The following is a 20469-nucleotide window of genomic DNA, read 5'->3' as shown; positions in this document are numbered from 1 at the left end:
TGTGGCACACTCGCGATCACCGGATGATCACATCGTCACCACGGGGGGAACACACCATGTCATTCCGCATGCCCGCGCGCGGCCGCAGCCACCGTTCCGGCTCCGGCCGGACCGCCGCCGCCCTGGCGATCGCCGCCGTCCTGCCGCTGACGGCCACGCTCGCCGGGGCCGGCACCGCGCACGCCGCCCCCGTCGCCGACGGCGACTTCAACTGGATGGGCGACCAGGGCGACGGCTTCGACGACCAGGCCCGCTGGTACGGCGCCGAGTACAACGACACCTTCGACGCCACGGCCTCGGCGGACCACAACTCCGTGCGCGTGGTCGTCAACCGCCCCGGCGACGTCTGGACCGCCGAGTTCGCCGCGCCCGCCGGACAGCAGCTGGCGGTGGGCTCGTACGTGAACGCGGTCAGGGCCCCCGAGCTGCCGGGCGCCACCGTCGACGCACCGGGCATGTTCGTCAACGGGTACTACGGCGGCTGCAAGACCCTGGAGGGCTCCTTCACGGTCAAGGAGCTGGAGTTCGGCGAGGGCAGGACGGTCAGGAAGCTCGTCCTGGACTACCGCCAGGACTGCGACGACCGCTCGGAGCTGCGGGGCTCCCTGCACGTGACCTCGGTGGCGCCGCCCAAGCCGATGCAGCTCGCCGTCACCGTCAACACCGGCGCCAAGCTGACCAAGGGCACGACCACCCTCAGCGGTACGGTCACCTGCACCAAGCCGGCCCGGCTGCACGTGGGCGGCTCGGCCCGCCAGGAGCAGCCGACGTACGTCATCGGCAACTACGGCGTCGAGGTGGACTGCGTCCCCGGCAAGCGGATCCCGTGGAAGGCGCCGGTCACGGTGCACACGCCCGAAGTGGGCCACCCGCTGGTCAAGGGCCGGACGACCGTGTACGCCGGCGTGCAGGGCAAGGACCCGGACACCGGCACCTACCAGTTCGGCAGCGCGAACGTGTACGTCAACCTCAAGCCGTAGCCGGCCGGCCGATGGCGCCGCGGCGGTGGCGCCTGCCCGCCGCCGCGCCCCCGGTCCCGCATGGTGGTGCCCTGACCTCGTAACTTACCGAGCAGGGGACCCCGCATGAAGGCTACGGAGGTACTGGCCGACGGATTCGGACGGATCCGGGAGGTGGTGCACGAGGTGGTGGAAGGGCTCTCGGCGGACGAACTGGCCGCCCGCCCCGACCCGGGGGCCAACTCCATCGCCTGGCTGGTGTGGCACCTGACCCGGGTCCAGGACGACCACGTGGCCGACGCCGCGCGGCGCGAGCAGGTCTGGCACGCGCAGGGCTGGGCGGAGCGGTTCGCCCTGCCCTTCCCCGCGGCGGCGACCGGGTACGGCCACACCGCCCGGCAGGTCGGCCAGGTCCGCGTCGCGTCGGGCGAACTGCTGCTGGGCTACCTGGACGCGGTCCACGACCAGACCCTCGCCTTCGTGCGCGGCCTGGCCGCCGCCGACCTGGAGCGCGTGGTGGACGAGGCCTGGGACCCGCCGGTCACCCTGGGCGTCCGGCTGGTCAGCGTACTGAGCGACGACCTCCAGCACGCCGGCCAGGCGGCCTACGTCCGCGGCGCCCTGCACCGCCGCCGCGGGGCATGAGCGACACTGGGGCCATGAGGATCCGAGCCGTGCACACCGCCGAACTGCCCCTGCTCCAGGACATCGAGAGGGCCGCCGGCCGGTGCTTCCGCGACATCGGCATGGCGGAGATCGCCGACGACGAACCGCTGCCGCTCGACGAGCTCGCCCGCTACGTGCGGGCCGGGCTCGCCTGGGTGGCGGCCGACGACGGCGACGCCCCGGTGGCCTACCTGATCGCCGACCGCGTCGACGGCAATCTGCACGTCGAGCAGGTCTCGGTGCACCCGGACAGCGCGCGCCGCGGCATCGGCCGCCGGCTGCTGGACCACCTGGCGCACCGCGCGGCGGCCGAGGGGGTCCCGGCCCTGACGCTCACCACGTTCACGGACGTCCCGTGGAACGCCCCGTACTACGCGCGCTGCGGCTTCGAACCACTCGACGAGGACACCCTGCCCCCGGGCCTGAGCGAGATCCGCGCCCGCGAGGCGCACCACGGCCTCGACCGGTGGCCGCGCCAGTGCATGCGCCGTCCCCTGGCCGCGGCCGCCGGCTGATCCGGGGCGGCCGGAGCGCCGTAAAAGTGCAGGTCAGAGGCTATGTCAGTGGTGTGCGGGAGGATCACTGACATGACGACGACGACCGCGATTCCCGCGCCCGTGGCCACCACCCGTGACGAGTACGACGCGGCGGTGGACACCGCCCTCGCCGCGGCCGCCGCCTACTACGGTGCCGGTGACTCGGCCCTCGACGACGCCGCGTACGACCTGCTGGCGCGCGGCATCGCCGCGTACGAGGAGGCGCACCCCGAGCACACCCGCCCCGACTCGCCGACGGGCAAGGTCGGCGGCGGCGCCGCCCCGGTCGGCGACGTCGCGCACAGCACCCCGATGCTCTCCCTGGACAACGTCTTCGACGCCACGGGGCTGGTCAAGTGGGAGGCCTCGCTGGTCCGTCGGCTGGGCGGCGACCCGGTCGCCGGAGGCTACGCGGTCGAGCCGAAGCTCGACGGCGCGGCCATCGCCGCCCGCTACCGGGAGGGCCGGCTGGTCCAGCTGATCACGCGCGGCGACGGCACGCACGGCGAGGACATCACCCACGCGGTCGGGACCGTCGTCGGCCTGCCGGAGCGGCTGACCGTGCCCGCCACGGTCGAGGTGCGCGGTGAGGTCCTCATGACGCACCGGCAGTTCACCCGCGCCAACGAGATACGCCTGGCCCACGGGGCCAAGCCGTTCTCCAACCCGCGCAACGGCACGGCCGGCACCCTGCGGGCCAAGGACCGGCCGTACGTGATCGAGACGACCTTCTTCGCGTACGGAGTCGTGGCGGCCGAGGACGACGAGACCTTCGGCGCCCAGACCTCCCACGCGGCCCTCATGGCCAAGGTCGCCGAGGCCGGTGTGCAGACCACGGCCACCGCCGCCGGCGCGGCCGGCCTGGTGGTGCGCGCGACGCTGGAGGAGGTGCAGTGCCGCGTCGAGGAGATCGCCGCCCTGCGCGCAGGCCTGCCGTTCGGGATCGACGGGGTGGTCGTCAAGGCCGACGACACCGCCGAGCAGACCAGGGCCGGCTTCGCCACCCGCCATCCGCACTGGGCGATCGCCTACAAGCTGCCCGCCGTCGAACGGCACACCCGGCTCATCGGCGTCGAGTGGAACGTCGGGCGCACCGGCATCATCGCCCCCCGCGCCGTCCTCGAACCGGTCGAGGTCGACGGCAGCATCGTCCAGTACGCCACCCTCCACAACCCGGCGTTCATACGCGACAGCGGCATGATGATCGGCGACACCGTCACCGTCTGGAAGGCGGGCGACATCATCCCGCGCATCGAGGCCCCCGTGGTCGACCTGCGGACGGGCTCCGAGACCCCGATCGTGTTCCCCGAGGCGTGCCCGAAGTGCGCCGGAGCCATCGACACCTCCGGCGAGCGCTGGGAGTGCGCCGACGGAGCGGGCGGCGGCTGCGGTCTGCTGGCCTCCCTGCGGTACGCGGTGGGCCGCGACCAGCTCGACATCGACGGCCTGGGCGTCACCTTCATCGAGGCCCTGGTCGACGCCGGCGCGGTGGCGGACGTCGCCGACCTGTTCACCCTCACCCGGGAGCAGCTGGTGACGGCGACCCGGAGCGAGCGGCGCGCCGACACCCTGCTGGAGAAGATCGCCACCGCCAAGGACAAGCCTCTGAACCGGGTCTTCTGCGCGCTGGGGATCGTCCGTACGGGCCGTACCCTGTCCCGGCAGATCGCCCGTCACTTCGGCACGATGGACGCGATCCGCGCGGCGGACGCCGAGGCACTGGCCGAGGTCCCGAAGCTGCCCGGCGCCAACGCACCGAAGATCGCCGCGCACATCGCGGCGATGGGACCGGTCATCGACAAGCTGGCCGCCGCCGGGGTGAACCTGACCGAACCGGGCGTCGCGGAGCGCACCGCGGCGGACGGGACGGCGGACGCCGACGGGGCCGGGGGCGCCGGTTCGGCGGGCGGGGGGCCGCTGGCCGGCGAGGCCGTGGTGGTCACGGGCGGGATGACGGGCCCGCTGGCCGGCCGCAACCGCACCGGGATGAACGAGCTGATCGAGGCGGCGGGCGGGACCTCCTCCGGCAGCGTGTCGAAGAAGACCACGATCCTGGTGGCGGGGGAGAACGCCGGATCCAAGCTGGCCAAGGCCCAGCAGCTGGGCACGCGGATCCTCACCGAGCAGGAGTTCGCCGATCTCCTCGGCGAGCACCTGGCCTGACGGGGCTCCGGGCCGGTTCCGGTTCGCCGGTCCGGCTCGCCGGGCCGTCTCCGGGGCCCGGCCGGCACGCCACCCGCATCCCGCACCTCCCGCGGGCCGCTAGTGCCGTGGCCGGAAAGGTTTGCCGGGTCGCGGTTTCCGGTGCGGTGCATCGCAAGGCGGAGGGCCGCGGCTCGTACTGGACGTACTTGCGCGGTCCGACAACGCGGCGAGGTGCCGTGCCGGGGGCCGTGACACGGTGAACCTTTCCGGTCACGGCACTAGATCAGGCGCGGACGCCGCCGGGACGTGTCTCGCGGGCGATGGGGCGGGCCGTGACGCCACGGTCGGCCAGCGGCGGCAGCCGGTGGCGCTCGCGCGCGTTCTCGTCGAAGGTGTCCAGGAAGTCGTGCAGCGCGTCGGCGAGATGGGTCATGCTCTCGACGGCGTACAGGGTCGGCTGGTACCCGGCCACCTGGTACGGGAGCGCGACCATGTCGGCGATGTCCCACGGCCGGATGTCCGCCCGCCGGAAGCGCAGGAGCTCGCCGGAGGAGGACAGCAGGGCCGCCCCGTACGCCTTGACCTCCCCCGCCTCCCGTACGACGCCGTACTCGAGGCTGTGCCAGTACACCCGGTTGATCAGGTCCAGGGCGTCGTCGGACGTCACCCGCGCCGCCGCCCGGCCCACCGTCCGGTACAGGTCGGCGAACCACGGGTCTGTGAGGTGGGCCCCGTGCCCGAACACGTCGTGCAGGACGTCCGGTTCGGGCGTGTACAGCGGCATCCGCGGATGGCGGACGTACTGCACCGCGTGGAAGAACCCGTCGGCCATCGCGCCCAGGAACCGCCGGTTCGGCACGAACCCGCCCGTCGGGGTGAACCGGAACCCGGTCGACTCGTGCAGCCGGTCGCCGACCTCGGCGTGCTGGGGTACCCGGTCGGCCGGGATCGGGGCCCGCCCCAGCGCCTCGGTCACCCGTCGGCACACCCGGTCGCGCCGCGCCGCGGCGAGGGCCGCGTGGGCGGTGCGCCAGGTGGCGTGTTCCTCGTCGGTGTACGTCACGTGCGGCGACGGCGCGCCCACGGCGAGACCGCGCGCGAGCGCGGCGACGGCTTCCCGCCGCCGCAGGTAGGCCGGGTCGCTGAAGCCGGGATGGCCGGTGGCGGGACCGAGCCGGCCGTCCGGCGTCAGAGGGGTCTGGGGCATCGGATCGATCATGAAGTCCATGCTGGACCGGCCCGCCCCGGCCACCGGGTACATCGCACCGGGTCCCAGCCGGACGAGTGAGTGACCCCGGCGGTGCGGGGATTCACGCCCTGGAGTCGGCGGCGGGACTCCCCGTCCCGGCGTCCAGCGTCCCGGGACCCTGCGGATCCGGGCGCTGCGCATCCGGGCCCTTCGCATCCGGGCCCTTCGCATCCGGGCCCTTCGCATCCGGGCCCTGCGGATCCGGGTTCCGCGGTGCCTCCGCCTCGGGGGGCGTCGGCTGCCCGGCGAGGCGGTCGCGGACCAGCCGGTGCTGCGCCCAGCAGGTCGCCGCCAGCGCCGCGCCCATGGCCACCCAGGCCGCGGGCCCGGCGGCGACGGCCGCGGTCGCGGCGAGCGGACCGCCGCTGCGCTGCGCCGACTGCGCCAGTCCGTGGACACCCAGGTACGCGCCCTGGGCACCGGCGGGCGCGAGCGCGACGGACAGCTCCCAGGACACCAGGGCGTGCAGCATCTCGGCGAGGGTGAGGGTGACCGCGGTGACGGTCAGGGCCACGGACGCCGCCCAGGGCCCGCCCGCCGTGGAGGCCGCGAGGGCCAGCGCGCCGAGGACGAACGTGGCGGCGAGCGGGCGCAGCAGGCCGCGCGCGGCCGCCGTGGTGGCACCGAACCGGGCGAGCGGCACCTGGAAGAGGACGACGAGGGCGCTGTTGAGGACCATCAGCGCGGGCGCGAGCCCTTCGGGTGCCGCGGTGGCGTGGACGATCCACAGGGGGATGCCGACGCGGAACACCGAGTCGTGCAGGGACAGGACGGCGTCGGTGGCGGTGTAGAGGAGGTACGTACGGTCCCGCCAGGGACTCGTCGGCTCGGCCGGCCGTGGCTCACCGGACGCGGCGGCGATGCGGGACGGCGCCGAGGGATTGCCGCAGCGCAGGGTGAGCAGGGCGACGACGAGGTAGGACACGGCGTCGCCGATGAGCAGGGAGCGGTAGGCGGCGCTGGTGCCGATGCCGAGGGCGGCCGCCGCGGCGAGGCCGCCGAGGGCGAACCCGACGTTGGAGACGGTCCGGTTGACGGCCTGGTAGCGGACGCGGTCGGGGCCGCTGACCCGGGTGGCGTACAGCTTGGTGACGACTCCGGCGGCCCGGTCGCCGAGGCTGCCGACCGCGGCGTAGAGCAGCAGCAGCCCGTAGGCGTCGGTGGTCAGCAGGGCGAAGGCGGCCAGGGCTCGCAGCAGTTGGAGCGCGATGAGCAGCCGGGTGAGCGGCATCCGGTCGGCGACGCGCCCGGCGATCGGCGAGCCGGCGATGCCGACGGCGCCGGACAGGGAGATCAGCAGGCCGACCTCGGCGATACCGAGTCCGGCGACGGTCGTGAAGTACAGGGCGGCCGTGCCCGCCCACAGACCGGTGCCGGTCTTGTCGACGAGCGCGATCCACAGCATGCGGCGGCCGTCGGGGCCGCCGGGTAGCCGGGAGTCGAGTGCGGCCGTCATTCCCCGTGCTGTCACGGATCCCCCTTGACGCGAGCTTTTGTATTGATACATACTTCGTAACGTGGCAATACAATATGCGCTCAGTGGTGCGAACGCCAGGGAAATCGCCGCGTCCGTCGAGCGAGCCGTCGCCGAGGGGGGCCTGGGCCCCGGTGCCGCGCTGCCGCCGGTACGCCGCCTCGCCGACGAATTGGGCGTCAGCCCCGGCACCGTCGCCACGGCCTACAAGGAGCTGCGCGGGCGCGGCATCGTCGTCACCCGGGGCCGGGGCGGGACGGTCGTGGCGCCCACGCCCGCCGTGGGATCGCGGCGGCCGCCGCGGGTGCCCGAGGGGATACGCGACCTCGCGGGCGGCCATCCCGATCCGGCCTTCCTGCCCGTCCTGACGCCGCCCGGACGGATCGTCCCGGTGTACGGATCGCGCCGCGGCAATCCGCGGCTGCCCGCCCTGGAGGAGCTCGCCCGTGCCTGGTTCGCCCGCGACGGGGTGCCCGACGCGCACGTGACCTTCGCCCACGGGGCGCTGGACTGCATCGCGCGGCTGCTGTCGGTGGAACTGCGCCCCGGCGACGCCGTCGCCGTCGAGGATCCGGGCTTCCACCACCTCCTCGACCTGGTGCCGGCGCTCGGCCTGCGGATGCTGCCGGTCGCCGTGGACGACGACGGGATGCGCGCCGACGCGCTCGGACGGGCGCTGCGCGCCGGGGCGCGGGCGGTGCTGTGCAGCCCGCGCGGGCAGAGCCCGCGGGGCGCCCGCTTCACCGCCGCGCGCCGTGCGGAGCTCCTGGCGGTACTGGAGGCGTTCCCTGACGTACTGGTGGTGGAGGACGACCACAACGCGGACATCGCCGGCGTACCGCTGCACTCGCTGACCACCGGCGGCCTGCCGCGCTGGGCCCAGGTCCGCACGGCCTCCAAGCACCTGGGCATCGACCTGCGCTGGGCGGCCCTGGCCTGCGACGCCACCACGCTGGCACGCCACGACGGGCGGATGCTGCTGACGTCGGGCTGGGTCAGCCACGTCCTCCAGGAGACGGCGGCCCGGTCGCTGGCCGACCCCGCGACGCACGCGCTGGTGGCGCGGGGCAGCGAGGTCTACGCCCGGCGCCGCACGGCCCTCATCGACGCCCTGGGCGCGAACGGGATCGCCGCGTACGGCGCGAGCGGGCTGAACGTATGGGTGCCGACGCGCGACGAGTCGGCCGTGGTCAACGGACTGCGCACGCACGGCTGGTGGGTGGCGGCCGGGACCCGCTTCCGGATCGAGAGCCCCGCGGCGGTACGCATCTCGACCGCCACCCTGGACGAGGCGGACGCACCCGGGCTCGCCGCGGACTTCGCGGCGGTGCTGGGCGAATCCGAGGCGACGTACGGCGGCTGAGGTGCCCGCGCCGCGGCGGCCCGGGGTCCGGAAGGCGGCCCGGGGCCCGGCGGGCGCCCACCCGGTCAGAACGCGGCGGCCGCTATGCCCAGGTACCGCTCCTCGATCCGCCGCTGCTCCGTGGTGAGCGGGACCAGCGAGTACACCACGGAGCGGCGCAGATCGCGGGTGGCGAAGACACCGTTGGTGTAGCCGCCGTACGAACCGGACTTGCCGTAGACCTCGGTACCGTCCGGGAGCTTGGCGTACTGCACGCCACCCCGCGTGAACCCGCGCTCGGCGTGCCGCGGCAGCTCGAAGAGCAGCTTCTGCTGCGCGGGCGGCAGCAGTCGGCCGCGCAGCAGCTGCGTCAGGAACCGTTCCAGATCGGGCGCGTCGGAGACCATGCCGCCCTCCGCCCACGGCCACGGGTCGGCCGCCGGGAGGTGCGGGGCGAGCGCGGGGGCGCGCAGCCCGGTCTCGCCCCACGCGGGGACATAGGTGTGGTGCAGGCCGAGCGGGCGGGTGATGCGGCGGGTGACCTCGTCGGCGAAGGAGTGCCGGGTGACCTTCTCGATCGCCATGCCGAGCAGGAAGTAGTTCACCCCGTTGTAGACCTGCGGTATGTCCGCTCCGGTGGCGGGCTCGCCGGCCTGCGGACACTCGGTGACCGTCCTGACCAAGTCCGCCGGGGTGTAGACGGCGTTCGCGTCCCAGCACGCGGCCCGGGGGAGACCGCTGGTGTGGCTGAGGAGCTGCTCGACGGTGATGGGCTCCCAATGGGCGGGCAAGGTGCCGGGCAGCAGGCGCTGGATGGGCGTGCCGAGGGAGAGCCGGCCCTCGGCGACGAGCTGGAGCACCACCGTGGACGTGAACAACTTGCTGATGCTGCCCACCCGGAAGGACGCGTCGGGATCGGCGGAGACCGCGCCCATGGTGCCGGTCCACCGCCCCTCGCGCCCGCCCACCCGGGCCATCGCGCCGGAGAACAGCCCGTCGGCAGGGGTGCCGAGGGACGCCTGGAGCGCCGCCGGGTCGATCGGGTCCGTCTGCCGGTCACGGACGGCGGCCGCCGCGGTGGTGGGGGAACCGCCGCCCGGCACCTGGGCGGCGCCGGCGGGAAGGGCGGCGGTGACCGTGACCAGAGCGGCGCCCGCTGCGGCCAGGACGATCCAGGAGGGACGGGGGAAGGGTGACTTCGTCATGAGTACCACTGTGGCGGCCGCCCGCTCGGCGGCCCATCGGGGATGTCCCCGGTCCGCCCCCGGGATGTCCCCGGTCCGCCCCCGGGGAACTCCCCCTAGAGGCCGCACGGATGTCGCACGGATGCCGCACGGGGCGAGGACCGGTGGGCGGGTTCAGTGGTTCGGCGCGCCGCCGATGAAGTAGTCCACTCGGCGTCGCAGCCCGCTCCAGCGGCGGTCGTGGTGGAAGGCGCGCTTGGTCGCGCGGGCCCGCGCCCGGGGCCGGGAGCGGTAGAAGCGCCGGCCCCACGGTGACGTGGGCCGCGCCAGCCGCACCGCGCCCACCAGCGCGATCAGCGGCACGATCACACCGAGCACCGCCAGCCGCGGCTTGCCCTTGAAGAGCGCGACGACGGCCAGCAGCAGATTGAGGACGACCGTGCCCACCGCGGTCAGCCGGCTCTGCTGCTCGTCATCCGTCAGGCCGTCGACCCCGAAGGGCAGGAAACCGCACAGCAGCAGGGCGGCGAGGGCGGACGTCATGATCACGACCTCCACGCTGACCGTGCCCTCCTTGGTCCAGTACACGTCACTCAGGTGCAGGATCAGCGCGAACTCGTCCAGGACCAGCCCCGCCCCCATGCCGAACAGCAGGGCCGCGAAGCCCGCGCCCCACCCCGCACGGCCGCCCCCGATCGCCGTGAAGCCGCCGACGGTCATCAGTACCACCCCGGGCACCGCGTGGTGGACGTGCAGACCACCGGGGGTGACGTTGCGGAACGGCCCCTTCCCGGCCCGGATCATCCGGGTGATGACCCGGGTGACGGCGAAGGTCACCACGAAGGCGGTCAGCGCGATGAGGAGGGGCAGTTTCCCCGGCTCGACGATGTTGCGCGTCCACCACTCGTCCATGGCGCCACCCTGGCGCCGCCGGGGACGGCGCGCACCGGGGGATCCGCCGATCGGCCGCCCGTCGTCCAGGCGTACGCCGGAGCCAACCGGACGAGGTGACCGCGCCCCACGAACCCGGGTATCCATGGTGTGTGCAACCGGATCCGGACGCGTGCGTCGCTCACGGCGGACCGGTCACCGACAGCAGGGAGACGCCGACATGACGGTCAAGGGTGTGGATATCTCGGCCTACCAGCCCGAGTTCGATCCCAGCGGCTGGGACTTCGTCTTCATCAAAGCGACCGAGGGGCGGAGCTGGAAGAGCTCCGTCCGGCACAAGCAGGCCACCGCCGCCAGGGACGCCGGCGCGGTGGTCGGTTTCTACCACTTCCTGTGGCCGGGCAACATCGCCGCCCAGGCCGCCTACTTCGTCGAACACGCTCCGCTGCGGCCGGGCGACATCCTCGCCTGCGACTGGGAGAACAACCTCGAGGGCACCGCCGCCTCCTGCGCCGAGAAGGACGCCTTCCTCGCGGAGGTCAAGCGCCTGCGACCGGAGCACCGCGTGGTGCTCTACTGCAACAGGGACTTCTGGTTCCACCGCGACACCACGTCCGGCTGCGCCGACGGCCTGTGGATCGCCGACCTCACCACCGCCGGGCGCCCGCGCATCCGGCACCCCTGGACGTTCCACCAGTACAGCCACGCCGACGACCTCGACCGCAACGTCGCCGCCTTCCCCAGCCGCGCCGCGCTGCGCGCCTGGGCCACCGAACTCGCCGGCTGACCGGCGCGGCGCCCGCCCCCGGGCCCGGGTCGGGGCGTCGACCCCGGCCCGCGCCCGGTCCGGGGTGACATCCACCGCCGCAAGGGCGGCGAGTGCGTTCACGACGACCTGATCGACTTGCACGACGAGTCTGACCGGCCTGCCCCCGACAGGCACCGAAATCTGCCCCACCGCGTGACCGTCCGACGCGGCGCTAGGTTGAAGAACAAGCTCAGGACGTGTTCTCCATCGTGGGGCGCAGGCGTTCCAGCAGGCCGTGCAGGGCCGCGCTCTCGTCGGGGGCGAGGGTGTCGAGCGCGCTGTGCGTCGCCTGCATCTCCTCCCGGACCCGGCGGATGACCTCACGGCCGGCGTCCGTGGCCACCACGTTCTTGACCCGGCGGTCGGAGGGGTCCGGCTCCCGGCGCACCAGCTCGCGGGCCTCCAGCCGGTCCACGATGCCCGTGACGTTCGACGCGTCACACACCAGCAGCGCGGCGAGGCCGCGCATGGGCAGCGGTCCGTCGAGCTGGGCGAGCACCCGGGCCTGGGTGGACGTGAGGCCGTGGTGCGCGGCCGCGGCCGCGAAGTCCCGCCACTGGGCGGTGCCGATGGCGGCCAGCAGTTCCAGCAGCTCCAGCTTGGTGGGGGCGGCCTGTCGGGCGGTGTCGCTCATGCCCTGGAGCGTACTCGAGATGCTTCACATTATCAATTGTTTACTTGACCACCTGAACTATCGATGTCTACCGTCATCGAGTTACTTGATGACGTCAAACATCTGCGATCTGAAGCACGAAGAAGGTCCTGCCAGCCATGAGCTCCCCCTCCACCACCGCCCCGGCGACCGGACGCAGGAGCGAGACGGTCATCGTCCTCGCCCTGAGCCTCGCGGCCATGGTCGTGTCGATGATGCAGACGCTGCCCGTCCCGATCCTCGGCCTCATCCGCGACGACCTCGGCACCTCCGCCGCCGGCGTCAGCTGGGTCACCACCGCCACCCTCCTCTCGGCGGCCGTCTTCACCCCGCTCCTGGGCCGCTTCGGCGACCAGCACGGCAAGAAGCCGACCCTGGTCGCCGTCCTCGGCGTCATGGTCGCCGGCTCGGTCATCGCCGCCGTGGCGTCCTCGCTGCCGCTGCTCATCCTGGGCCGGGTGCTCCAGGGCGCCGCCACCGCGATCTTCCCGCTGGCCCTGTCCGTACTGCGCGAAGAGGTCCGCCCGCAGCGGCTGCCGGGCGCCATGGCGCTGGTCAGCGGCACCCTCGCCTTCGGCAGCGGCCTCGCGCTCGTCGCCACCGGCCTGCTCACCTCCGGATCCGGCACCGACTACCGCAGCGCCTTCTGGATGGCGACGGGCTTCGCCGTCCTGGCCCTGATCGCGGTCGTCGTCCTCGTCCCCGCCACCCGCCACAAGACCGGCGGCCGCACCGACTTCCTGGGCGCGCTGACCCTCGGCCTGGCGCTCCTGCTGCTCCTGCTGCCGATCTCGCAGGGCCACGACTGGGGCTGGACCTCCGGCCGTACGCTGGGCAGCTTCGCCGGCGCCGCCGTGATGACCGCCGTCTGGGTCGGCGTCGAGCGCACGGTGCGCGAGCCCCTCGTCGACATGCGGATGTTCGTCCACCGCCCCGTGCTCATGGCCAACCTGGCCGGCGTCCTGGTCGGGTTCGGCATGTTCGCCAACTTCCTCGGCGTCTCCTACCTCGTCCAGATGCCCCCGAAGCTCACCGGCTACGGCTTCGACGCGTCGATCCTGCGCGCCTCCGTCCAGTTCCTGCTGCCCGGCGCGATCGTCTCCCTGCTGGCCTCGCCCGTCGGCGGCCGGCTCGTCCGCCGGCGCGGCCCGCGCGCCGCGCTGGGCCTGGCCGCCGCCCTCGGCGCCGCGGGCTTCGCCTGGCTGGCCCTCGACCACGGCCACACGCTCTCGGTGATCGGCGCCGGGCTCGTCGTCGGCGCCGCCGTCAGCTTCGGCTACGCCGCCATGCCGGCCGTGATCATGGCCAGCGTCCCGCACCACCAGAGCGGCATCGCCAACGGCATCAACTCCATCTCGCGCTCCACCGGCAGCGCGATCGGCAGTGCCGTCGTCACCACGATCCTCGCGTCGATGACGATCGCGGACCTGCCGCCGGGCGTCCCCGCGCTGCCCGCGGAGTCCGGGTTCACCCTCACCTTCTGGATCGGGGCCATCGCCTTCGCCCTGGTCGCGGTGATCGGCGGAATCGGTCTGCGGGGCCGGACGGGCCCGCCCGCCGCGCACGCCCCGGCCACGGCCACCGGCCCCGCGGAGCCGGTCGCAAGCGCGGAGCCGCCCGCCGCCGAGAAGGCCGCCGCTGCGAACGCCGGCGCGGAGCCGGCCGCCGCCGGCCGCTGACCTCGCCCGCCGGCACCCGTACGCACGAGATCCCGGGACCACCACGTCCCGGGATCTCTGTGTGCACTTCGCTGACCACCCCGTACAACGACGGGCCTCCCCGGAGGTCACGCGCCGTGGGAAGGACCTCTTCCGCGCCGGGCGTGTGGGAGGCCCGGCCGGTCGCCGACCGCACGCCACGCCCGGCCCGCCGCGCGTAGCCTGGAAGCATGTCGAACCGGCGTGCACGTCTGCTGGTACTGGCGCCGGTGGCGGCCGGTGCGCTGATCGCCGCCCCGCTCGCGTTCGCCCCGGTCGCGCTCGCCCCGGGCGCCGCGGCCGCCACTCCCGCGGCCACCTGCTCCGTCTCCGCCGCGTCCGAGGACGGAACCGCCCGGCTCTCCGGCAGCGGGTTCGAGCCGGGGCTCGCGTTCCTGTCCTCTCCCACCGCGCCGGGCGGATCGTTCATGATCGGTCCTGACGGCGGCTTCCAGATGATGAACGTGACGTACGCCCCGTACACGGTGCAGCAGGGCGGCGAGCGCACCGTATGCGGGGGCTTCAGCGGCTGACCGGCGCGGGTGCACCACCTTGGACTGACACCGGGCGCTGCGTGGATGCGTCAGGACTTGGATCGTACCTGCGGGTATCGGAGCCGGATCGTCCCGGATTTGATAGATGTGGACACAGCCGGTGTTGCTCGTCCGCTGGAAGGACACGGCCATGTTCGATCTACTCCGCCCGCAGACCGTCCCGTGCGCCTACTGCAAGGCGGGCCCCGTGGACGGTGCCGTGCGCACCCTGTGCGCCGCGGAGGGGGTCCTGTCCGTCACCTGGCACACCGACGCCTGCCCGCACCTCGCCGCCGACCGGATCCTCGCCGAGGACAGCGGCTGACGGCGGGCGGTCACGTCACTCGAAGCGCGTGGTGTCGCCCGCCCCGCGCCGCACGATCTCGGCGCCGCCGCCGGAGAAGTCGATGACGGTGGTCGGTTCGGTCCCGCAGTCACCGGAATCGACGACGATGTCCACCACGTGTTCGAGCCGTTCCTTGATCTCCCAGCCCTGGGTCATCGGCTCGGCCTCGTCGGGCAGCAGCAGCGTGCTGGAGAGCAGCGGCTCGCCGAGCTCGGCGAGCAGGGCCTGCGTCACGCCGTGGTCGGGGATCCGGACGCCGACCGTCTTCTTCTTCGGGTGCAGCAGCTGGCGCGGCACCTCCTTCGTAGCGGGCAGGATGAAGGTGTAGCTGCCGGGCGTGGCCGCCTTGACCGCGCGGAACACGTCGTTGTCGATGTGGACGAACTGCCCCAGCTGGGCGAAGTTCTGGCAGATCAGGGTGAAGTGGTGGCGGTCGTCGAGGTTCCGGATCGACCGGATCCGGGTGAGGCCGTCACGGTTGCCGATCTGGCATCCCAGCGCGTAGCAGGAGTCCGTGGGGTACGCGACGAGCGCCCCGGAGCGGATGCTGTCTGCGATGCCGCTGATGGTGCGCGGCTGGGGGTTCTCGGGGTGCACGTCAAAGTACTTCGCCATCCGCCGAGCCTACGGGATCGGCGGACGGCGGTTCGCCGCGCACGGGGGCCGGCGGTGTCCGAGCGCGCATGCGGGCACGGCCGCGCGGGCGGACGCGTCGTCGTCGCAGCGCGGCGCCCGCCGCCCCGGCGGCTCAGGCTGACGGTGCGTCGTGCGGGGATTCCACGCGGCCGAGCCAGGTGGTCAGCAGCGCCTGGAGCTGCGCGGCTTCGTGCGGGGCGAGGTCGTCCAGCAGGCGCCGCTCGTTGCGCATGTGCTCCGTGAACGCCTGGTCGATCAGGTCCCGCCCGGCCGGGGTGAGGGCGACGACCCGGCCGCGGCCGTCGTCGGCCGCGCGGCGCCGGGTGACCAGGCCCTCGCGCTCGAGGCGGTCGACGCGCTTGGTCATGGCCCCGGTGGTCACCATCGTGAAGGCGGCGAGCTCGCCGGGCGCGCGCTCGAAGGGGTCGCCGGCGCGGCGCAGTGCGGCCAGTACGTCGAACTCGCCCTCGGAGAGGCCGTAGCGCCGGTAGACCACGCAGAGCTGTTCCGTGAGCAGTGCCGCCAGCCGGTGCAGCCGCCCGAAGACGCCCTGCGGCGTGACGTCGACGTCGGGGCGCTCGCGGGCCCATTCGGCCTGGATGCGGGCGACATGGTCGGGCGCGGAGCCGCCGCGGGCGTCTCCCGCGGCACCGGGGTCGCCACTGTCTTCCTGGGAAGGTACATTGTCTTCCATGGAAGGTATTCTACGCTGGATGCTGGTCACGGCCATCGCGCCGGTCGCCTGGGGGACCACCTACTACGTCACCCAGGCACACCTGCCCGCCGACGCCCCGCTCTACGGCGCCGCGATCCGCGCCCTTCCCGCCGGTCTGCTGCTGCTCGCGCTGAGCCGGAAGCGGCCGCACGGATCCTGGTGGTGGAAGTCCCTCGTGCTCGGCACCCTCAACATGGGCGCCTTCTTCGCCCTCGTGTACGTGTCGGCGCAGCTGCTGCCCACCAGCATCGCCTCGGCGGTCATGGCCACCTCGCCCCTGGCCCTGATGCTGCTCGCCTGGGCGATGGCCGGCGAGCGTCCCGGCGTACGCGCGGTGGCGGGGGCGGTGGTCGGCGTCGCCGGCGTGGCGCTGCTCCTCCTGACGGGCGTCACGGCCGTCGACCCCCTCGGCGTGCTGGCCTCGGCCGCCGCCCTGCTGATGGCGTCGGTGGGCTACGTCCTGGCCAAGCGGTGGAGCGCCGAGGTCGACGTCCTGGCGCAGACCTCCTGGCAGCTCATCGCCGGTGGCCTGCTCCTGCTGCCGCTGGCCGTCGCGGTGGAGGGAGCGCCGCCGCACCTCGACGCCGACGCGCTGCTCGCGTTCACGTACGTCACGGTCGTCGGTACAGCGGGCGCCTTCACCGCCTGGTTCGCCGGTCTCGCCCACCTGCCCGCCGCGACGGTCGGCCTCGTCGGACTCCTCAATCCCGTCACGGGCGTGCTGCTGGGCGTCCTGGTCGCGGGGGACACGCTCACCTCCCGTCAGGTCGCCGGCCTGGCGATGGTCCTGCTCGGCGTCCTCGCCGGCCGGCCGCGCCGCCGGCCCCCCCGCACCGGGACCCGCCGCCGACGGCCAGCGGGGAACCGGGACAGCAGCCGGGCCCGGGGCGCGGAAGCCGCCGTCGGGACGCCCGGCAGGCTGCCGGTGAGGATCGGTCAGAGGGCGGTCGAAGCGAGGGTCGCCGGGGTGGGGCCGGCCGGGCGGACCGTGATGCTGTACGCCGCCCGGGTGGGCGTCGAGCGGAACACCGGCGCGTGGGCGGGCAGCAGGTGCTCCAGCAGCACCGTCGACTCGCGCAGCGCGAACCGCAGCCCCACGCACGCCCGGGGGCCGATACCGAACGGCAGGTAGCCGCCCGGATGGGCGGGCCGGGCGCCCGGTGTGGTGAACCGCCGCGGGTCGAAGCGCTCGGGCTCCGGCCAGAGGTCGGGGTCGCGGTGCGTGAGGTAAGGGCAGACCAGGACATCCGTGCCCGCCTCGACGGCGTACCCGGCCAGCGTGTCGTCCTCGGTGGCGTGACGGGGCAGGATCCAGGCGGACGGGTAGAGCCGGAGCGTCTCGTGGACGAGCGCCGCCACGGCCTCCCGGCGCTCCGGTGAGCCCGCGGGGCCGGCGGCCAGCGTCTGCGCACGCGCCGCCGGGTGCCGGTCGAGCAGCAGGTACAGCCAGGTCAGCGTGGACGCGGTGGTCTCGTGGCCGGCGACCAGCAGGGTCACCAGCTCGTCGCGGACCAGCCGGTCGGTGTACTCGGGCCGGTCGGTGGCGGCGTCGAGCAGGACGTGCAGCAGCCCCGGGCCGTGCGGGCCGGCGGCCCCGCCGCGGGCCGCCCCGATGGCGTACCGGGCGACCGCGTCGATCCGTGCCAGATCGGCGGCCACCGTCTCCTGCGCGTCGGCGGCGTCGGCGGGCAGGGTCGGCAGGGCGGCCACCACGGTGGCGACGGAGGCCAGTTCGCGCTCGGTGTCCCCGTCGAGCGGGTGCCCGGTGAGCGAGCGCCAGATCGTGTCCAGGGCGAAGCGGCGCATCTCCTCGCCGACGTCGAAGGTCTCGCCCGTGCGCGCGTACGCCGCCCAGCGCGCGGCGGTGGTCGCGGCCGCCCCGGCGATGCGCTCCTCGTAGCGGCGCATCCCGGTGCCGGTGAACTGCGACTGCAGCACCCGCCGCTGCCGCTTCCACGCCTCGCCGGTGGCGGCGAGGACCCCGTCACCGATCAGCAGCCGGGCGCGGTGGGAACGCTTGACGTACCGGTCCGGACACAGGGCCAGCACGTGCTGGACGGCCCGCGGTCCGGTGACCAGGACGGTGGGCCGCGGCCCGAGGCGGACCGCGGCGACCGGGCCCAGCCGCTCGCGCGCCAGGGTCAGCAGATCGATGAGCTCCCCGCCCGTGGAGCGCCACCGCTCCACGAGCTCCGGATCCAGCTCGGGCACCGCACGGCCCGTGCCGGGGGCGGGGGAGAGGCGTTCGACACCGGCTTCGCCGGCTGGCCTTGCCACCACGGGGCATCTCCTGTTCGACCGCTGGGCGGGGTTGCTGAGGGAGCGTCGGCAGCACGGACTGTACGGGAGCGGACGTGTCCGGTGACACCCCGCCTCGTCTCGCGCTCCGCCCCGCGCCGATGCCCGTACGCCGCAACCGGCGGCGCCCGGGGCTCGTCTGAGCCGTCGACGGGTGCACGTCACGGCAGCGGGACCGCACGGACTGATGGAGAGCCGGACATGGGACACGGACGCGGCAGCGGAACGCGGTGGGCGGTAGCGGTGGGGCTGGTGGCGCTGGGCCTCTCGGCCTGCGGCCCGGTGGAGGACCCGGCCGCGGGCGGCGCCGGCACCGCGCCCCCGTCCGCGACCGCCGCGCCGGGCGGAACCCCGGCGACCCCCGGACCCGCCGGGCCGTCCGGTACGGCGGCCCCCACGACCCTCCCCACGCAGAGCCCCCTGCCGTCGGGGCCCGGAGCGCCGGCGCCCGTCGTGCGGACCGGAGTGCCGTGGCACCTCGACCGCCTCGACCAGCGGAACCGGCCGCTCGACGGGAAGTTCACCGCGCGGGCCGACGGCGCGGGGGTCAACGTGTACGTGATCGACAGCGGAGTGGACCTCGGCCACGCCGAGTTCGGCGGCCGTGCGAAGCCGGGCGCCGACTTCATCGGGGCACCCGACGCCGGGGACTGCCCCGACGGCCTCGGCGTGGGCCACGGCACGTTCGTCGCGGGCATCATCGCGGGCCGGACCACCGGCGTCGCTCCGAAGGCCACCATCGTGCGGGTCCAGGCCATCGCGTGCGAGGAAGGCGGCGCGAGCGGGCCCGCGAGCGGCCCCGCCCGCGGCCCCGCCCGCGGCCCCGGCGCCAAGGGCGTCCTCCCGGGCTCCCGCGCCAAGGACGTCCCCCCGGGCCCCGGGGCACCCGACCCCGCCGCCGAGGCCGCCATCGTCAAGGCCGCGGACTGGGTGACCGCCCATGCGCGCCGCCCGGCCGTGGTGAACATGTCCCTCAACCTGGCGTACCGCTCCGCCACCGTCGACGCCGCCGTCCAGCGCATGATCGACGCGGGGATCCCCACGGTCGTCGCGGCGGGGAATTTCAGCGACGACGCCTGCGGCCACTCCCCGGTCGGCGTCCGCGGCGCGATCGTGGTCGCGGCCGCCACCACCGCCGACCGGCACTGGAGCGACTCGGCGACGTTCGGCTCCGGGTACGGCCGGTGCGTGGACCTCTACGCGCCCGGCGAGAAGATCACCTCCGCGCTGGCGGGCGGCGGCACCACGGAGCTCGAGGGCGCCGCCACCTCGTGGGCCACCCCGCACGCCACCGGCGTGGTCGCCCTCTACCTGGCGAGGAACCCCTCGGCGACGCCCGCGCAGGTGCGTACCTGGCTGACGCAGCAGGCGGTACCCGGTGTCCTGTCCGGAGTGCCGTCGCAGACCCCCAACCGGCTCCTCCACACCGGCGGCCTCTGAGCCGTGCCCCGCACGGCGCCTCGCCGGCCACCGCCCGCCGGGCCCCCGCACCACCATTCGGGGCCCGGCGGTGCTCTCCCTGAGTGACGCCACCGGAGGGTGCGCATGCGGCCGCGGTGGGCGTGGGAGGTTCGATCCCGAAGATGAGGCCGTCTCAGATGCCGTGGACGCGGTGACGCGATGACGCGTCCGCCGGACGGTGGACTTCGTGGGCCTCGCACTCACCGAGAGGAAACCAGATGAGGAAGCTCGCTTGGGTCGGGCGGGGTGTTTCGGCCGTGTCCGGAGCCCTGCTCCTCGGGGCGCTCATGGTCCCGTCCGCGGCCGCGTACAGCACGGCGGATGCGGCCACCGACCCCAAGAGCACGACCCGGATGGACCCGAAGAAGGAAAAGAAGTGCCTGGTGCCGCGGCACATCGCCTCGACCGCCTTCGAATTCGGCTCGCTGACCGGGAGCGTGTTCCGCGTCGCGAACGACCGGAAGGGGCACGCCTTCCTCAGTGACCCCCGCAACCCGGGCGTCTGGGTCAACCTCGGCCTGGTGCCGGGAGCGCCGGACTGTGTCGTCGACGTCGCCGTCGACGAGGTCAGCAACCCCGTCAACGCCACGGTGGTCGAGGTCTTCGGGTACCTGAACATCACCCTGCTGGCCGTCAACGGCAAGCAGTACGAGGCGCAGTGCGCCGTCACCAACTACCCCTTCTCGCACGCGAACATCGCGTCGGCCTGCGGGTCCGGCTTCACGCAGGTGCCGGGCACGCCCGTCTGAGCCGCGCGGCAGCACACCGCACCGTACGCAACACACCGCACCGGAGGGCCGGTCGCCGCGCGCGACCGGCCCTCCGGCCGCTGTTCCGGCCGACGCCGCCGGTCCCGGGGTGCACCGGGCGCGCGGCG

The 20469-nt window shown here is 74.2% G+C and carries 19 protein-coding genes and 1 pseudogene; 12 read left to right on the top strand and 8 right to left on the bottom strand.

Annotation, left to right across the window (positions count from 1 at the left end; all coding sequences use genetic code 11):
• Positions 1-56 precede the first annotated feature (56 nt).
• The 4 genes from ACZ6KO_RS18725 (at position 57) to ligA (ending at position 4324) form a co-directional block, all read left to right on the top strand.
• Positions 57-980 (top strand): hypothetical protein, encoded by a 924-nt coding sequence (locus ACZ6KO_RS18725; RefSeq protein WP_469305081.1) that lies wholly within the window; start codon positions 57-59, stop codon positions 978-980.
• 105 nt (positions 981-1085) lie between these two features.
• A complete protein-coding gene (locus ACZ6KO_RS18720; protein WP_469305080.1) occupies positions 1086-1604 on the top strand; it encodes a mycothiol transferase in 519 nt (172 codons plus the stop codon).
• Between the two features lie 14 nt (positions 1605-1618).
• Positions 1619-2140 carry a GNAT family N-acetyltransferase gene (locus ACZ6KO_RS18715; RefSeq protein ID WP_469305079.1) on the top strand — a complete coding sequence of 174 codons (522 nt, stop codon included), beginning with the start codon at positions 1619-1621 and terminating at the stop codon, positions 2138-2140.
• 72 nt (positions 2141-2212) lie between these two features.
• Positions 2213-4324 carry an NAD-dependent DNA ligase LigA gene (gene ligA, locus ACZ6KO_RS18710; RefSeq protein WP_469305078.1) on the top strand — a complete coding sequence of 704 codons (2112 nt, stop codon included), beginning with the start codon at positions 2213-2215 and terminating at the stop codon, positions 4322-4324.
• Positions 4325-4589: 265 nt separating this feature from the next.
• On the opposite strand, the gene ACZ6KO_RS18705 is transcribed toward ligA, so the two are convergent.
• Together ACZ6KO_RS18705 and ACZ6KO_RS18700 are read right to left on the bottom strand one after the other, a co-directional pair.
• Positions 4590-5513 (bottom strand): phenylalanine 4-monooxygenase, encoded by a 924-nt coding sequence (locus tag ACZ6KO_RS18705; protein WP_469305077.1) that lies wholly within the window; start codon positions 5511-5513, stop codon positions 4590-4592.
• Positions 5514-5616: 103 nt separating this feature from the next.
• On the bottom strand, positions 5617-7026 hold the full coding sequence (locus ACZ6KO_RS18700) for an MFS transporter (protein ID WP_469305076.1): 1410 nt from the start codon (positions 7024-7026) through the stop codon (positions 5617-5619).
• A gap of 46 nt (positions 7027-7072) precedes the next feature.
• Between ACZ6KO_RS18700 and ACZ6KO_RS18695 the strand changes: the two genes are divergently transcribed.
• Positions 7073-8392, top strand: coding sequence for a GntR family transcriptional regulator (locus ACZ6KO_RS18695; RefSeq protein ID WP_469305075.1), 1320 nt, complete (start codon positions 7073-7075; stop codon positions 8390-8392).
• Between the two features lie 65 nt (positions 8393-8457).
• Here ACZ6KO_RS18695 and ACZ6KO_RS18690 read toward each other — a convergent pair whose 3' ends face one another.
• Both ACZ6KO_RS18690 and ACZ6KO_RS18685 read right to left on the bottom strand, forming a co-directional pair.
• Positions 8458-9576, bottom strand: coding sequence for a serine hydrolase domain-containing protein (locus ACZ6KO_RS18690; RefSeq protein WP_469305074.1), 1119 nt, complete (start codon positions 9574-9576; stop codon positions 8458-8460).
• Between the two features lie 153 nt (positions 9577-9729).
• A complete protein-coding gene (locus ACZ6KO_RS18685; protein ID WP_469305073.1) occupies positions 9730-10467 on the bottom strand; it encodes a hypothetical protein in 738 nt (245 codons plus the stop codon).
• A gap of 199 nt (positions 10468-10666) precedes the next feature.
• On the opposite strand from ACZ6KO_RS18685, the gene ACZ6KO_RS18680 reads away from it, so the two are divergent.
• The gene (locus tag ACZ6KO_RS18680; protein ID WP_469305072.1) at positions 10667-11233 is read left to right on the top strand and encodes a glycoside hydrolase family 25 protein; all 567 of its coding nucleotides are present in this window, start codon (positions 10667-10669) and stop codon (positions 11231-11233) included.
• A 211-nt stretch (positions 11234-11444) separates the two neighbouring features.
• On the opposite strand, the gene ACZ6KO_RS18675 is transcribed toward ACZ6KO_RS18680, so the two are convergent.
• The gene (locus ACZ6KO_RS18675) at positions 11445-11888 is read right to left on the bottom strand and encodes a MarR family winged helix-turn-helix transcriptional regulator (RefSeq protein WP_401451606.1); all 444 of its coding nucleotides are present in this window, start codon (positions 11886-11888) and stop codon (positions 11445-11447) included.
• Between the two features lie 137 nt (positions 11889-12025).
• Between ACZ6KO_RS18675 and ACZ6KO_RS18670 the strand changes: the two genes are divergently transcribed.
• The 3 genes from ACZ6KO_RS18670 to ACZ6KO_RS18660 all read left to right on the top strand — a co-directional run bounded on the left by ACZ6KO_RS18670 (position 12026) and on the right by ACZ6KO_RS18660 (position 14461).
• Positions 12026-13585: an MFS transporter gene (locus ACZ6KO_RS18670; RefSeq protein WP_469305071.1), complete on the top strand. Its 1560-nt coding sequence runs from the start codon at positions 12026-12028 to the stop codon at positions 13583-13585.
• Positions 13586-13794: 209 nt separating this feature from the next.
• The gene (locus tag ACZ6KO_RS18665) at positions 13795-14136 is read left to right on the top strand and encodes a hypothetical protein (RefSeq protein WP_469305070.1); all 342 of its coding nucleotides are present in this window, start codon (positions 13795-13797) and stop codon (positions 14134-14136) included.
• Between the two features lie 151 nt (positions 14137-14287).
• Positions 14288-14461, top strand: a complete 174-nt coding sequence (locus ACZ6KO_RS18660) for a hypothetical protein (RefSeq protein WP_469305069.1) — start codon at positions 14288-14290, stop codon at positions 14459-14461.
• Between the two features lie 15 nt (positions 14462-14476).
• Here the strand turns inward: ACZ6KO_RS18660 and ACZ6KO_RS18655 are convergent, their stop codons facing one another.
• Complete coding sequence (locus ACZ6KO_RS18655) at positions 14477-15097, bottom strand: L-threonylcarbamoyladenylate synthase (RefSeq protein WP_469305068.1); 621 nt, start codon at positions 15095-15097, stop codon at positions 14477-14479.
• Between the two features lie 133 nt (positions 15098-15230).
• Positions 15231-15812, bottom strand: coding sequence for a MarR family winged helix-turn-helix transcriptional regulator (locus ACZ6KO_RS18650; RefSeq protein ID WP_469305067.1), 582 nt, complete (start codon positions 15810-15812; stop codon positions 15231-15233).
• Here ACZ6KO_RS18650 and ACZ6KO_RS18645 point away from each other — a divergent pair.
• Positions 15718-16575 (top strand): annotated as a pseudogene (locus ACZ6KO_RS18645) (EamA family transporter); the annotation flags it as partial. The gene ACZ6KO_RS18650 and the pseudogene ACZ6KO_RS18645 overlap by 95 nt on opposite strands.
• A 194-nt stretch (positions 16576-16769) precedes the next feature.
• Here the strand turns inward: ACZ6KO_RS18645 and ACZ6KO_RS18640 are convergent.
• A complete protein-coding gene (locus ACZ6KO_RS18640; protein ID WP_469305703.1) occupies positions 16770-18044 on the bottom strand; it encodes a cytochrome P450 in 1275 nt (424 codons plus the stop codon).
• Positions 18045-18332: 288 nt separating this feature from the next.
• On the opposite strand from ACZ6KO_RS18640, the gene ACZ6KO_RS18635 reads away from it, so the two are divergent.
• Positions 18333-19571 carry a S8 family peptidase gene (locus tag ACZ6KO_RS18635; RefSeq protein WP_469305066.1) on the top strand — a complete coding sequence of 413 codons (1239 nt, stop codon included), beginning with the start codon at positions 18333-18335 and terminating at the stop codon, positions 19569-19571.
• A gap of 239 nt (positions 19572-19810) precedes the next feature.
• Positions 19811-20341 carry a hypothetical protein gene (locus ACZ6KO_RS18630; RefSeq protein WP_469305065.1) on the top strand — a complete coding sequence of 177 codons (531 nt, stop codon included), beginning with the start codon at positions 19811-19813 and terminating at the stop codon, positions 20339-20341.
• Positions 20342-20469: the final 128 nt, after the last annotated feature.

It is taken from the genome of Streptomyces sp. NPDC042102 (assembly GCF_055582305.1).
The sequence above is the reverse complement of the archived record's forward strand: the minus strand, read 5'-3'. Positions and strand labels throughout refer to the sequence as shown.

Bases quoted from the DNA above. Each gene is read 5' to 3' on its own strand.
- ACZ6KO_RS18725 (WP_469305081.1), top strand. From the start codon at position 57: ATGTCATTCCGCATGCCCGCGCGCGGCCGCAGCCACCGTTCCGGCTCC.
- ACZ6KO_RS18720 (WP_469305080.1), top strand. From the start codon at position 1,086: ATGAAGGCTACGGAGGTACTGGCCGACGGATTCGGACGGATCCGGGAG.
- ACZ6KO_RS18715 (WP_469305079.1), top strand. From the start codon at position 1,619: ATGAGGATCCGAGCCGTGCACACCGCCGAACTGCCCCTGCTCCAGGAC.
- ligA (WP_469305078.1), top strand. From the start codon at position 2,213: ATGACGACGACGACCGCGATTCCCGCGCCCGTGGCCACCACCCGTGAC.
- ACZ6KO_RS18705 (WP_469305077.1), bottom strand. From the start codon at position 5,513: ATGCCCCAGACCCCTCTGACGCCGGACGGCCGGCTCGGTCCCGCCACC.
- ACZ6KO_RS18690 (WP_469305074.1), bottom strand. From the start codon at position 9,576: ATGACGAAGTCACCCTTCCCCCGTCCCTCCTGGATCGTCCTGGCCGCA.
- ACZ6KO_RS18685 (WP_469305073.1), bottom strand. From the start codon at position 10,467: ATGGACGAGTGGTGGACGCGCAACATCGTCGAGCCGGGGAAACTGCCC.
- ACZ6KO_RS18680 (WP_469305072.1), top strand. From the start codon at position 10,667: ATGACGGTCAAGGGTGTGGATATCTCGGCCTACCAGCCCGAGTTCGAT.
- ACZ6KO_RS18675 (WP_401451606.1), bottom strand. From the start codon at position 11,888: ATGAGCGACACCGCCCGACAGGCCGCCCCCACCAAGCTGGAGCTGCTG.
- ACZ6KO_RS18670 (WP_469305071.1), top strand. From the start codon at position 12,026: ATGAGCTCCCCCTCCACCACCGCCCCGGCGACCGGACGCAGGAGCGAG.
- ACZ6KO_RS18665 (WP_469305070.1), top strand. From the start codon at position 13,795: ATGTCGAACCGGCGTGCACGTCTGCTGGTACTGGCGCCGGTGGCGGCC.
- ACZ6KO_RS18660 (WP_469305069.1), top strand. From the start codon at position 14,288: ATGTTCGATCTACTCCGCCCGCAGACCGTCCCGTGCGCCTACTGCAAG.
- ACZ6KO_RS18655 (WP_469305068.1), bottom strand. From the start codon at position 15,097: ATGGCGAAGTACTTTGACGTGCACCCCGAGAACCCCCAGCCGCGCACC.
- ACZ6KO_RS18650 (WP_469305067.1), bottom strand. From the start codon at position 15,812: ATGGAAGACAATGTACCTTCCCAGGAAGACAGTGGCGACCCCGGTGCC.
- ACZ6KO_RS18635 (WP_469305066.1), top strand. From the start codon at position 18,333: ATGGGACACGGACGCGGCAGCGGAACGCGGTGGGCGGTAGCGGTGGGG.
- ACZ6KO_RS18630 (WP_469305065.1), top strand. From the start codon at position 19,811: ATGAGGAAGCTCGCTTGGGTCGGGCGGGGTGTTTCGGCCGTGTCCGGA.